This window comes from Spirosoma jeollabukense (genome assembly GCF_054777855.1).
Genome location: NZ_BAAHAD010000001.1, coordinates 458,696 through 472,627 on the forward strand (window position 1 = coordinate 458,696; position 13,932 = coordinate 472,627).

General features: G+C 50.9%; 10 protein-coding genes and 1 pseudogene. 7 read left to right on the forward strand and 4 right to left on the reverse strand.

Annotated elements, in window-relative coordinates; genetic code table 11:
* The first annotated feature begins 122 nt into the window (after positions 1–122).
* Together ACYVEA_RS01810 and ACYVEA_RS01815 are read left to right on the forward strand one after the other, a co-directional pair.
* Positions 123–1,640, forward strand: a complete 1,518-nt coding sequence (locus ACYVEA_RS01810; protein WP_461111597.1) for a SusD/RagB family nutrient-binding outer membrane lipoprotein — start codon at positions 123–125, stop codon at positions 1,638–1,640.
* Positions 1,641–1,665: 25 nt separating this feature from the next.
* Positions 1,666–2,184, forward strand: coding sequence for a DUF1735 domain-containing protein (locus ACYVEA_RS01815; protein WP_461111598.1), 519 nt, complete (start codon positions 1,666–1,668; stop codon positions 2,182–2,184).
* A 115-nt stretch (positions 2,185–2,299) separates the two neighbouring features.
* On the opposite strand, the gene ACYVEA_RS01820 is transcribed toward ACYVEA_RS01815, so the two are convergent.
* The 4 genes and pseudogenes from ACYVEA_RS01820 to ACYVEA_RS01835 form a co-directional block, all read right to left on the reverse strand.
* Positions 2,300–2,965 carry a hypothetical protein gene (locus tag ACYVEA_RS01820; protein ID WP_461111599.1) on the reverse strand — a complete coding sequence of 222 codons (666 nt, stop codon included), beginning with the start codon at positions 2,963–2,965 and terminating at the stop codon, positions 2,300–2,302.
* Positions 2,966–3,655: 690 nt separating this feature from the next.
* The gene (locus ACYVEA_RS01825) at positions 3,656–5,629 is read right to left on the reverse strand and encodes a cytochrome c oxidase subunit I (RefSeq protein WP_461111600.1); all 1,974 of its coding nucleotides are present in this window, start codon (positions 5,627–5,629) and stop codon (positions 3,656–3,658) included.
* A 467-nt stretch (positions 5,630–6,096) separates the two neighbouring features.
* Positions 6,097–6,642 (reverse strand): annotated as a pseudogene (locus tag ACYVEA_RS01830) (ferritin-like domain-containing protein).
* A gap of 119 nt (positions 6,643–6,761) precedes the next feature.
* Complete coding sequence (locus ACYVEA_RS01835) at positions 6,762–7,622, reverse strand: glycosyltransferase family 2 protein (RefSeq protein ID WP_461111601.1); 861 nt, start codon at positions 7,620–7,622, stop codon at positions 6,762–6,764.
* A 180-nt stretch (positions 7,623–7,802) separates the two neighbouring features.
* Between ACYVEA_RS01835 and ACYVEA_RS01840 the strand changes: the two genes are divergently transcribed.
* The 5 genes from ACYVEA_RS01840 to ACYVEA_RS01860 all read left to right on the forward strand — a co-directional run bounded on the left by ACYVEA_RS01840 (position 7,803) and on the right by ACYVEA_RS01860 (position 13,928).
* Positions 7,803–10,070, forward strand: a complete 2,268-nt coding sequence (locus ACYVEA_RS01840) for a hypothetical protein (protein ID WP_461111603.1) — start codon at positions 7,803–7,805, stop codon at positions 10,068–10,070.
* Positions 10,071–10,254: 184 nt separating this feature from the next.
* Positions 10,255–11,010, forward strand: a complete 756-nt coding sequence (locus ACYVEA_RS01845) for an SDR family oxidoreductase (protein WP_461111604.1) — start codon at positions 10,255–10,257, stop codon at positions 11,008–11,010.
* An 11-nt stretch (positions 11,011–11,021) separates the two neighbouring features.
* Positions 11,022–12,152, forward strand: coding sequence for a glycoside hydrolase family 130 protein (locus tag ACYVEA_RS01850; RefSeq protein ID WP_461111606.1), 1,131 nt, complete (start codon positions 11,022–11,024; stop codon positions 12,150–12,152).
* Between the two features lie 175 nt (positions 12,153–12,327).
* A complete protein-coding gene (locus ACYVEA_RS01855) occupies positions 12,328–13,608 on the forward strand; it encodes an MFS transporter (RefSeq protein WP_461111607.1) in 1,281 nt (426 codons plus the stop codon).
* 167 nt (positions 13,609–13,775) lie between these two features.
* Positions 13,776–13,928, forward strand: coding sequence for a hypothetical protein (locus ACYVEA_RS01860; RefSeq protein WP_461111608.1), 153 nt, complete (start codon positions 13,776–13,778; stop codon positions 13,926–13,928).
* Positions 13,929–13,932: the final 4 nt, after the last annotated feature.

Genomic DNA, 13,932 nt, shown 5'->3' on the forward strand with positions numbered 1-13,932 from the left:
ACCCCTCGATCCCCTAAAGGGGACTTTGTCCGAGAGTGAGAAAAGTCCCCTTTAGGGGATCGAGGGGTTTTCAGACCTAATTTCTTCAGACGGCTTTTAATCACCTTTATTAGCAAACAACGATGATAGCTATACGCAAACGAACGATTGGCCTGGTGGCCGGACTGTTCATACTACTGGTAGGCTGTAAAGATTACCTGGACATCAACAACAACCCGAACCAGGTGATTGTGGCCACTCCGCAACTGGTTTTGCCCGACGCGCTGGCCAATACAGGCTGGTACCTCACCGGAAACATTCCGCCGGGGAGCGGGACGACAACAAATACCAATTTCTATTTTTTGAATCTGTGGATGGGTTACTGGAACTGGAGCGGCAACTATTCCATTTCTACTTCCGACAAAAATTACCAGTTCACGCAGGCGTTCAACAATAGTATCTGGTCCAGCGCGTATCTGAACCTGAAAAACTATAATTACGTCGATGTGCAGGGGGCAGCGCTGAATCAGCCGATTTTGCGGGGGATGGCCAAGATCATGAAAGCCCTGCATTTCCAGATTCTGGTGGATACCTATGGGGATGTTCCGTACACCTCGGCCCTCCAGGGCACCACGAACATTCTGCCTGCTTACGAAAGTGGGCAGACCATTTACGAAGATTTATTCCGGCAGATTGATTCCGCGATGGTGTTGCTGAACAACGGTACGGGCACACTGAATCCGGGTGCCAACGACATCATGTTCAAAGGCGATGTCAACAAATGGCTCAAGTTCGGAAACACGCTGAAGCTCCGGATGTTGCTACGTCAGTCGGAGAAGTCGGATCGCGCTTCGTTCATTCAGAGCCAGTTAGCCGTCATCAACGCGTCGGGCTACGGGTTTCTGGGAGCGGGTGAAAACGCGAGTGTGAATCCAGGGTATTCAAACTCACAGAATCTACAGAATCCGCTTTTCGGTGCGTTTTATGCCATCAATGGCAACCCCACAACACTTAACAATCAGTATAAGGCCAATCTGTACGGCATTACGTTCTACAAACAAACGAACGATCCCCGCATCGGTGCTTATTACAGACCGGTTGCCGGAACGACCAATAGCTTTAACGGCACGTTGTTTGGCACCACCGAGACGCTGACCAATACGTTTGTGTCGGATATTGGACCCGGTGTGCTGAGGAGTGTTGATCAGGCGTCGCCCATTTTGCAGTCGCACGAAAGTTTGTTTATGCAGGCCGAAGCGGCCCAGCGGGGCTGGATTCCAGGCGATCCGAAAGCCTTGTATCAGACTGCCATTACCGAGTCGTTTATCAACGTTGGCCGGACGGCAGCCGAAGCCGTAGCCTACTACTCCCAGCCGGGTCTGAACAATGTCAACTGGGATGCGTCGCCAAATAAGATCGAAGCGATCATCACGCAGAAATGGGCATCTGAAAATGGAACCGCCCCGTTCGAAGCCTGGTCAGATTACCGTCGGTTGGGCTTACCGGCCTCTGTTCCGATCTCGCAGGACCCCAGCACCACAGTACGGCAAATTCCCGCCCGATTGCTTTACCCCACCAGCGAATACAGTAATAATGCTACTAACGTAGGCGCTGAAGGCACCATCAGTCAGTTCAACAGTAAGATTTTCTGGATGAAATAAGCTCTGGCATAACGACTTAATAGCCATGAATAAACTAATAAATTATATCGTAGTCGCGAGTTTGGGCCTGGGCCTGACCGCGTGCCTTAAGGACGATGAGCACTTCGTCGATTTTGCCGGATCTGGCTACGTTGCCGAAATTCCGTACGTAGCGAATCGAAGCATTCTGAGACCCGTATCCGTTTCGGCCAGTAGTGCGTCGACGGTTACGCCGGTCGACATCAATATTGCCTCGCCCAATCCGCCCACGCAGGACATTCCGGTCACGGTTGCCATTGATCAGGCGGCCCTGACGGCCTATAATAAAGCGAATGATTCGACGTTTGCCATTTTGCCCACCGCAGCGTATCAGTTGTCAAACCCAACGATAACCGTTACGGCTGGTCAACGAATTGCGACGGTAAACATCAATTTTGTCGGGAGTCAGGTACCCGCAACGGGTGGGCCATATGCATTGCCTATCAGCATTACAACGGTTCCCGGCAACGTAGTGATCAGTGCTAACTACCACACGCAGATTCTGGTGATTTCACGGGCTCAGTAAGTCGATTTGTTACCGATAGAGCCCAAACCCCTAAATCCCCTGAAGGGGACTTTGTCTGCGAGTGAGCAAAGTCCCCTTCAGGGGATTTAGGGGTTTGGGCCAGTTTAATGGTTTACTAATTGGAAAATACGGCATCCTGTTCGGGCAGTGTCTGGGAAAGCAGTTGCCCAACCAGATAGTTATACTGATAAATCAGCCGTAGCCGCCCGACGGTACCGCTCATATTGGCCCGAATAAGAGACGCATATTTTTTTATTTCCTTATCAAAAGCCGTTTTCATCTGCGGCCAAACGGTTCGATAAAACAGGTCCAGCGGAATTAATTCGCCATTCGCCACGACCAGATACGTAAAATTATCAATGTCATTTATCTTTTCCTCATCTGTGGTATAGCCAGATAGCCGCGTTACTTTGATTATATCAGGAGCAGCACGCGGTTCCCGATAAACCACAAGGGGTCCTGCTATTACCTGTTCTAAAAGTCGCGTTCGCCGACGGGCTGACTTGACAGGACATTCAATTGCCAGAAACCGTCGAATCGTATTCTGCTGATCGTCAAAGTACATAAACGAACGTACCTGATTGGCTGAATACGCTTTAATAACCGCGCCCTGTCGGCATTGCACCACTTCGGCCTTCCAGTTGTACACTAACTCTCCTTTCCATTCCATCCCATTGACTAACACCAGTTCCCCCTGATGCCAACTTGTTGAATCATTGGCCCACACACTGCCTCCCACAGTGCCAAGCCAGGCAATCATCATCCATACACCTTTTTTCATAACGCTGTCCTATCGGCCTTAAGTAACTAACCGACAGCTAACAGACCGAAAAATCAATGCCAGCCACAGGAACGCTCACAAAGAGGATGTTGGTGAATAAAAAAGGGAAAGACGGTTGTATTTTTCGGTGAACTTCCCCGCCTGAATGGTCCTAAAAAGGGGAAGCGTAGCACTTCGAATTGTTTATTTATCAGCTTAATTTCTCATTAAATTTCAAGCCGGGAAATTCATTCCACACACCGTAGAACCCACCCTACACATAGCCTCCTCGCAGCCAGTTTGAGCAGATAAAAAGAGCGATTTTCCCTGAATTTGGCCTGATAAACCAGACCAAATGGGCTCTAAAATAGCGTGATTTGCTCGACTTACTTCCGATTTTAAGGCTCCATCCGGTTCAAGTTAGGATACGGTCTCTACTCGAAAGAGAGCCTGGTAACCACGAAAATAAGTGTCGATTTCTTTACCCGGCATGAATTGATAGGCTGCTATTTGTTACGTTGCATTTACCCCCGGCAACGGCCGCCCGGCTTGAACTATGGGGAGACGGTCGGCCGGTGCCGGGCTAAAAACTGTCCAGCGTATCTGCACACAGGTCATAACAAGCCGATGCACAGCCGGGAACCCGTAGGTCCGGCCGCGCATCGGCGGATAGTAACAGAGCTTTATGCCAGAGGCAGATGATTAGATTATCTAATGTGGCTGGGCAAACTGATCATTAAGATTCTGCGCTTCAATCACTTTTTCCAGATGGATCTGCTCATCTTCGTGCGCCAGGTTGGATTCGGGTGTTTGAGAGTAAGGCACGTTTTGCGGAATGAAATCCTGTTTGGCACCTGGCTTGCTGTAGTCATATGACCACCGGTATACCGCCGGAATCTTACCTGGCCAGTTGCCATGTACTGGATGAATCGGTGTCGTCCACTCCAGCGTGTTCGACAGCCAGGGGTTCTGCGTTGCTTTCCGCCCCTTAAAAATGCTATACACAAAATTCCAGATGAATATCCACTGAGCCGCGAAGGCGATGATGGCCGCTATGGTAATAAAGCTATTCATGTCCGCGAAAATGTTCTTGGTAAAATCGTAGCTGGTGAAGGAATAATAACGACGGGGAAAGCCAGCGATGCCTATGTAGTGCATGGGAAAAAAGACCAGGTAGATGCCAGCGAACGTGAGCCAGAAATGCACATACCCCAGCTTCTCATTCAACATCCGACCAAACATTTTGGGAAACCAGTGGTATATGCCAGCCAGTAGTCCAAAGGCCGAAGCGGCTCCCATGACCAGATGGAAGTGAGCGACGACAAAGTACGTATCGTGCAACTGAATATCCAGGGACGAATTCCCCAGAATGATACCCGTTAAGCCGCCTGAGATGAAAAATGAGACAAACCCAATGGCAAACAGCATGGCCGGGGTGAACCGGATATTACCCCGCCAGAGTGTAGTGATGTAGTTAAAAGCTTTAACGGCAGACGGAATGGCAATGATCAGGGTCAGAAACATAAAGACCGAGCCCAGAAAAGGATTCAGACCCGATACGAACATGTGGTGCGCCCAGACAATGAACGACAGAAAGGCAATCCCAATCATGGAAGCAATCATAGCCCGATAACCGAAAATAGGCTTACGGGCATTGGTTGCCATAATTTCGGACGTAATCCCAAAAGCGGGCAGAATAACAATGTAAACTTCGGGGTGGCCCAGGAACCAGAATAAATGCTGGAACAGGATGGGACTGCCACCGATATTGGGCAGGGCCTCGCCTTTGATATATATTTCAGATAAGTAAAAACTCGTCCCGAAACTCCGGTCGAAAACAAGCAGCAAGACAGCCGACAAAAGAACGGGGAACGAAATCAGCCCCAGCACAGCCGTCAGAAAGAACCCCCAGATCGTCAGCGGAAGCTTACTGAACGACATACCCCGCGTCCGTAGGTTAATGACCGTAGTAATATAATTGATCCCGCCCAGTAGTTGCGATACAATGAACATGGCCATGCTGATCAGCCAGAGGCTCATCCCCATCTCCGAACCTCTATGAGCCTGGGGCAGCGCACTCAGGGGCGGGTAAATGACCCAGCCACCGGCGGCTGGACCTGTCTCAACAAACAGGGACGAAAACATAACCAGACTGGCCAGAAAAAAGAACCAGTAAGACAGCATGTTTAGAAAGCCCGACGCCATGTCGCGGGCACCAATCTGCAACGGAATCAGAAAGTTGGAGAACGTACCACTCAGCCCGGCCGTCAGCACAAAGAACACCATGATGGTGCCGTGCATAGTAACTAGCGCCAGATAAAAATCCTGGTCCAGCTTTCCGGCTTCGTTGATCCAATCACCCAGAAGCGGCCGCAGGAAATCGAGCTTCATATTCGGGAAGCCTAGTTGAAGCCGGAACATAACCGATAAACTGATCCCAACAATTGCCCAGAAAATCCCCGTAATCAGGTACTGTTTGGCAATGGTCTTGTGATCCTCCGAGAAGATATACCTGCGCCATTTACTCTCGGGCTTGTGTTCCGTATAAGCCGCATCATCGGCCTCCGTCCCCGTGTTTAGCTCGTCGTTTCGGTGGCTGGCGTTCCCTGCCCGGAGGTTACCATAGCCAGTCGTTAGCCAGCCTATAAAAATGGCGGCAATGACAATTACCCCAGTCATTATCATATGCGTAAATAGTTTAGTTTAAATAGGCTTTGTTAAATAAGAATGCCACTGACAGATACATTAAAATGATTTTCTACTGGCTTCAAGCGAACGTTCTAAGCCGGTTGAGGTTTGTGCAGGCGACTCGCTAAGGCTAATCTGCAGGCGCAGGCAGACAGTTAAATGGATTGAAAGAAAAGTGAGGAAAAGGATACCGAAAGCCGGGTATATAACCTACGTATAAATCGGTAAGCGAACTGACTAGTAGGGTCTAAGGGTTTGACCGCAAAGGAACCCGCCCGGAATAAGGCAGTCGATAATTCACACCAACAGTCAGCAACGTAACAGATTGATGATCAACCTATACCCATTCGATTCGCGACTGACGTAGCGGTACAAATAAGTTGAACCAGGTGTTTGGCTACTATGTAGCCAAACACCTGGTTCAATTTTAACTAATAAGTTAACGAGCAAAACCGGCATCCACTTTAGGATTGGGCCGCTTGCTGATTCACCTGACTCGTAGCAATACTGGTTAGCTTTTCGTCGGTTTGTTTTTCTTCGTCCAGCGTTTGTGCCAACAACTCAGCGATCTGATTCTGACCCGCCTGCTGTGCCAGCGTCCGGGCGGTGCCGTAGGCGGCAATTTCGTAGTGCTCCACTTTCTGGGCGGCTCCGATGATAGCCGCGTCGGCTACGGGTCCCTCCTCCAGTTGCGAAAGCAGGTCCTGGGCTTCTTCAACGAGTCCCTGCATAGCCATACAGGTTTCACCATCGGGGTCGATGCCCAGTTGCCGGGCAATCTGCTACAATCGCTGCGCATGCTGCTGGGTTTGTTGCCGGTGCAGCTGAAGAGCCTGGCGTAGTTGATCATTCTGAGCCCGGTCAATCAGGTCGGGCAACGCATCGATAATCTGGTTTTCGGCGGAGTACAGATCCTGGATCGTGTGCTCCATAAATTCCTGCATGGTTTTCCTGGATTCAGTTTTGGTTTTGGCCTGGTAACTTTCAGCAACGACTCCCCTTACCGCCATCCCGACCAATTACCTGAAAAAATAAGGATTTGGTCTCTGGCCTGAAAAAGGTTTATCCAGCCAGCAACTGGCCGTTAGAGAGCGATTCATTCAGTAGCCGATCGACGTCAAAATGGACCTCAATAAAAACTTTCGATCTTCAGAATTTGCTCTTCAACCGGTTTGGGTACCACCTGCCGATCGAACAGAATTTCGGGGGCCGCCTTGAGCGCCAACCAGAAACCCCGGCGAATATTGGCATCGTTACCGATCTGCTTCAGGATCAGGAGTGTGTGCCGCAGGGCGTAGTAAGCCGGACGGCGTAGCCAGTAGTACCACAACGTATCACGCGTGATATGCCAGGTTCGCTGGGCGACGTTCCGCAGTGGAGACGGATAGTGGTGAGCCACCACGTCTTCGGCATAGGCCAGACTCCAGCCTTTCGTCCGCATGTCGACCGAAAACATCCGCTCTTCGCCTGCAATGGCAAATCGACGGTCGAAGCCACCAACACTCAGAAAAGCTTCCCGACGTACCACCACGGCGCAACAGACAAACCCCAGAATGGCCGGACCCGGCAGCGGCTTCGGATCGGTTAGCGGGCTGTTATACATGGCATGGCAAACGGAGTCTACGGCCTGCGTCTCCCCGATCAGTATTTTACCGGCCAGCACGCCCAGATGCGGGTACCGCCGAAAATAAGTTTCTGCCCTGCCTAACGCTTCTGGCTGCCAGTATGAATCATCATCGCAAAAAGCCACCAAGGGCGTTTGGGCCATCTGTACGCCTTCATTGCGGGCAGCGCACCACTTGTTTTCAGGAAGAGCCAGCACCGTAACCTTCGGGAAAGCGGCCCTGACGCGTTCAGGCGTGCCATCCGTCGAAGCATTATCCACGACAATGATTGGCGGCTTTTGAGGAAGGTCCGTCAATTTGGCTAAGGTGCCTAACAAGGTTTCAGCCCGGTTTCGGGTAACCACAACAATACTTATAGCGTCCATAGTCACGAGAGAAAAGGCATGGTTAACAGCCATAGGCCGCAACGGTCCTATCCGTTTTCTGAAATTATGAGGAAATGGCACTGTTCAGCCATAATGCTGCGCCGGGCCGTTCTCTTACTTTTTCAAATCAGCGGTATGCGTGTCGGGTTAAAAAATATAGATATCCCAAAGCACTACATAATGGCTACCACAGAAACAATTGCTTACTGGCAACCCTTCACCAAGGCCGAACAGACGTCGCAGTGGGTGAGCGGCCTCGAAGATCACTTAAAACAGGCTACCAATGTGCAGGACGTTCCCTGGCAGTTTGACCGGGGTCAGTTGCGGACAAGCCTGACTGCCAATTCGTTCTGGATCACTTACTCCTTTTCTACGGCCGGTAAGCTGGCGATACGTACCTGTTTCGATCCGCAAACGATTCACTCGGTCAAACTGCGTAAGAAAACCGAAACCATGGCCGAGTACCAAATCGACGGGTCGCTGGGCGTTTTTCACGTCAAACTTGAACGTAGCATGGCGCAGCCAATGATCCTGCGGTACACTACCTCGCTGAGACCCCTACAGGATTTTACCGTTCAGGCATTTCCCCGCGACATGTATGTCCTGAATGATGACCACGATCCGACCGCTACCGAGGGCATGGTTTATGTGACCCAGAGCGGTCCTACTGCCGGACTGGCCTATCTGTCCATCACCAAACCCATGGAGGGAACGGTACTGTATTTTCAAAACCTGACGGCCCTCAATGACTATTCCCAGTTGACCCATACCGACCCTTCAGGAACCGTTACGACGCAATGGCCGGAGTTCGGCTTTACGTTGCCGAAGTCCGAACAGTCTCTCAAAGCGGGAAAAGAGGTGGTGTTATCTGACGCGTTTATTTATCTGGATGAAACCATTCCTGCTAATGAGTTTGCAGCCGCCGATTTATTCCTGGAGGCTATGGCGCTAATTTACAAACGGTTACCCAAGCCGGAAACTGCCTATTTTGACTGGCCAAAGGCCGCCGAACGCACGGTGCAGGCATTAACCGAATCGCCCGATTGTGGGCGACGTATCAAAAACCATTTTTACGTCAATGCCTACGTCGATGCCACCACGAAGCCACCCGAAAGCATGGTTCAACTGGCGATTCTGGTACCCTTGTGGGAGTATCAGGTGTGGCTAGAGAAGACGGTCCCGCTGGTAGACACATTGCAAAAAAACATACCGACGTTCTTCGACGAGAAAAAAGCAACCCTGATGCGGTGGCTTCCCGGCGAAAGCTTTGCCGAAGGAGAAGACAGCGAAGAGGAAGATCATAATAAAATTGACTCCTGGTACCTGCTGCATACGCTCATGAACCTGGGCCGACTGGCCGAAAAAGGAAACACCGAAGCCCGGGAATTGCTATTTCGCTCGCTGGAGTTTGTGATCAATGCCGCACACCACTTTGACTATAACTGGCCCGTTTTTTACGACAGTCGTACCCTCACCGTCGTTAAGGCCGAAACCGGCGAAGGACGCGGTGGTGAACTCGACGTAGCGGGCTTATTTACGCACGTCATGCTTCAGGCGTATGAAGCCACCAAAGATGCACGCTACCTGAACGAAGCGGAACTATCGGCCGAACGGCTGCGGGGCAAAGGCTTTGAACTGCTGTACCAATCGAATATTACGATCATGAGTGCGCTGACGCTGGCCAAACTCTGGAAAATTACGGGCAAGCGTCTGTACTTTGACCTGAGCCGACTGGGCGTTGCCAACGTCATTGCCCGGCTCTGGATTTGGGAATGCAGCTTTGGGGCGGGCCAGCAACGTAGTACATTCATGGGCGTGGCTCCCCTACGCGATGCGGAATACCTGGCGGCTTATGAGGAGGCCGAAATTATGGCTACGATGCTCAACTACCTGAAGGAGGTAAACGCGGATGTTCCCAAGCCAATCCGGGTATTTTTTTCCGAATTCATCAAGTATCTACTGCATAGGGGCCGGTATTATTTCCCGACTGAACTACCCGCCGATATGCTCAGCCAGGAACCCCGCGAAGGACGGATCATTCCGGATTTGCCCATACCGCTGGAAGATCTGTCAACGGGCTGGAAGCAGGTCGGTACTGTTGGACAGGAAGTTTACGGGGGTGCCCTGGCCTACATTCTGGCCACCTATACCTATAAGCGATTCGAAGACGTACCCGTACTTATTTACAGTGATTATCCGATCTACCAGGCTGAATACCAGTCTACAGATAAAAACAGCGGATTCGCCGTTTTGCGACTGAGTGGCACTGCCGACTATAGCTGCCGGGTACGTCTGCTGGCTAAAGGGCGGCAGTTACCCAACGTACAGCTCATAGACGAAGATGATGCTACCAAAGTGCCTTTGCAGCCTACGGAACAGACTAAACACTATCAGGAATACCGGGTGAAGGGCAACCTCCGGCTGCGGGTCGAGTGGACAAAAGGATAAAAAAACTGCCTGATAAAGTTGTGTTACCCCTAAATCCCCTAAAGGGGACTTTGCTCGCACTTAGTTTAAGTCCCCTTTAGAGGATTTAGGGGGTTAGCACCGTCGTAAGTACTATTGGTGGGTGCCCCGATTTAGTCCCCTTTAGGGGATTTAGGGGTAAACAATCTAAAAATCTAGCAACGGTATGGAACAGCCAACCCCACATACAGCCGTCGAATCGCTGGCCGACAAACGAATTCTGATCACGGGGGGCACCACCGGCATTGGCTGGGCCATTGCTCTGCTACTGAGTTCATATGGAGCCAATATTGTTACCTTCGGGCGGCACCAGGCGCAACTGGACGAAGTACTCTCGGCCATTCGGGCAGCGGGTGGGCAGGCCGAAGGAATTGTGGCCGACGTCGCTAAACCGGATGATATTCAGCGCGTATTTCAGCAGGTCGACGAAAGGCTGGGCGGGTTGGATATGCTGATCAACTGTGCCGCATTAAGTGCCGAATCGATTTCCGAAATGGCCGATGCCGACTGGCGTTATGTTATCGAAACCAATCTAATCGGCTATCTGGCAACAACCAAAGAAGCCCTGAACCGCATGAAGTCTCAACAGCGCGGTCATATTGTGCTGGTTGGGTCGATGAGTGCCGATGTGCGGGAAGAAGGCAGTTCGGTCTACGTAGCGACGAAATCGGCTATTCAGGGATTTGCCGAAAGTTTACGAAAAGAAGTCAACCCGCTAGGCATCAAAATCAGTCTGGTTGAGCCGGGCGCGGTGGGTTCGGACATGCAGCAGACGACGCCCGACGAAGAACGCGAACGGCAACACAAAGGCGACATGCTACGGGCCGAGGATATTGCCGTTTGTGTGCATTACATTCTCACGCAGCCCCAGCGATGTGATGTCGTTTCGGTGCAGATTCGCCCGCATTTACAACTTATTTAATCCATCCTGGCATGACTTTTTCGGTCGATCAACTCATTTTTACACCCAACGACATTGACCTTCAGTTCTCGCCATTACGTCAGACAATCCCGGTTGACACGTATGTGCTGGGCGCGTTCAATCCGGGGCTGGCCCGGTTGCCCACCGGTAATTTACTGATCATGATTCGGGTGGCTGAAGCGCTTCGGCAGCCCATCATTGGCGAGATTATTCATGCGATTCGCTGGGATGCCGAAGCGGGCTATCAGCTCGATACGTATCCGCTGACTAGCGTCAACGCGGCTGATCCCCGCAAATTTCAGTTGCTGGGCAATCCGTATAAAGTGATGGCGCTTACCTCCCTGTCGTGGCTGCTGCCCGTCGAACTGTCGCCGGATGGCACGAGCGTGGTTCAGATTCATTACGACAAGATCATTGCTCCCCAGCGAACGTATCAGGAATACGGGGTTGAAGATGCGCGGATCACCAGGATCGACGACACCTATTACATGACCACCTGTTCGGTGAGCTCAGAACGGCATTCCACTACGTTGTATACCTCGACCGATGGGCTCAACTATACGCTGGAAGGAATTATTCTGGACCATCAGAATAAGGATATGGTATTTTTTGAGGGTAAAATCAATGAAAAATTTTTTGCCCTCACCCGTCCCCTGGGCGATCTGTATTTTGCCACGCGTCCGGGCAGTCAATACTACGCCGGGCCGACGATCAACATCGCTCAGTCGCCGGATGGGTTGCACTGGAAACCACTCGACGAACCGTTTATCCGCGCCCGGAAAGGCTCAGCCTCGACCATGAAGCTGGGTGGGGGTACGCAGCCCATCCTGACCGATCAGGGCTGGCTGATGCTCTACCACGGCGTTGAGTTGCAGGGTGTAGTAGGGATTTACCGTACGTTCTGGGCGTTGCTGGATGCGCATGATCCAGCCAAAATTCTACATCTGGAGGATACCAAACCGGTATTAGCCGCCAATCCGGCGCTGACCGAACCTATTAAAGATCAACTGTATCTATCGGATGTGGTGTTCACAACGGGGCTTATCGATGCGGGCGATCACTACGTTGTTGCTTCGGGTGAATGCGATCTGGCTTGCCGCATCACCCACATTCCCAAAAACGTTTTCGCCCTGGCGACATGAAATAAATGGCAACAATTAACATAGATAATCAACTAATCATCAATTTGTTACCCAATTTAAATAGACAGTTTTATCAGGAAGGCTGGTCGGCCTGATAAAACTAAACTAAGGTATTTTAGCTGATCTACTCATTGCCCATTATGCTTTCTTGGCCTACTCCTGACTTCTCAACGTAATGTTTAAAAAACGTCCACTACTAGTTATTTTCGCCATTACACTACTTGATGTGATTGCTGCCAACGGGCTCGGTGCCTTACTCTCGGACTACGTCATTAACCTACCTGCCAAACCAATTCTGCTGACGGCAGGAACAGCGCTGATGCTAAGCATTCAGTTGGCCTTTTCGCCAGCTATCGGTTACTGGTCCGACCAGCGTGGCCGACGACCGGCAGCCATTGCCACCACCATCGCGTCCTGGCTTTCAACCCTGCTGCTCCTGCCAGTACAAACCTGGGGATACGTCGCCAACCGATGCTTCAAAGGGGCGACGAACGGCCTGTATTCGGTGATGCGTTCGGCTATGGCAGATGTTACGGAGAAAGATGAATTGTTGAAATATTCCGGTATCCTGAGTTTTATTGCCGGATCGGGTCCGATTCTTGGCCCAATGGGGGCCGGATGGATCATGCTGGTCTTCAGCGGGGGGCGCATTAGCCCTATCCCAACGGTTGTTTTCTTCCTGGCGGTGGGCGTTCTTACTATTGTCCTGGCTTTTCTGTTTAAAGAAACCAATCCCAAAAATGAGCCGGTCGACGTGAAACAACTGACCCAAAAGGCGACTAATGCATTGAAGGTTATAACGTTATGGAAGCAATTAGCCGATGCCGATAAAGAGTTGCCGGGTTTTAAGCCTGTTTTCATTTTAAATTTACTGGCTACGCTCGGCATGGGGTACTACGCTTTTTTCGTCGCCTTCCTGACCCAGAGTAAGCTGATGATGACCCCCAGGGAAACGGCCTGGTTCTTTCTGTATTTTGGCGGGCTGGCGTTGGTGGCCAACATCGTTTTCTTTACGTTCATCGCACATCGCGTCGACAAGCGCAAAGTCATTCTCTTTCTGGCTCTATTGAGCGTTGCCCTACAGGGACTTTACATTTTTCTGGAGTCATCTGCCACGCTGTTATACGTAGTGGCGGGCGTAGATGCGCTGACGGTTTCTATTATGACCGGCCTAACGGGTAGCTTGCTCTCGGTTATGGTCAAGGAGGGAGGCAGTCAGGGCGAAATGTTCGGCAATATTCAGGCACTGGGCGGTTTGGCCAGTTTTGTATCGGCGTTAGTAAATAGTCTGCTTGCGGGCGTAAGCATGAAAGCTCCTTTTATTTTCTGTGCCTTAAGCATGATCGTCGTTTTTATCTGGACGATGCGTTTACCCAGAGAAGCCCAAAAATACACCGATCGACAGTCAGCCGATCAGCCCGAAGCAAGCCCGGCCCAGCTCTCCACCGGGGCGTAATTAGTTGACGAAGAGCCGCTCGTACGTCTACTCAAATTAGCTATCTGGCCTTAGGCTTCGGTTTTAAATCATTAAATAGATCGAGAATTGGGTCAAATAAAGACTCATATTCAGTAAGCGCGTAGACCAATAGAATACCAAGTAGCAAGGCAATCAATACGCCAATTATGCCTATCGGGTTTTTGATTCTGTTCATCGAATACGGTCAAATTAGTAAAACCCGTTCGGTGGGGAACCTGAAGGATGCCTATGAAAGAGGGGGCTATAGCGCGTATGAACCGTTCGTAGCTTCCGTCGCAGCCATCTACTACGTTCCTTAAGAAG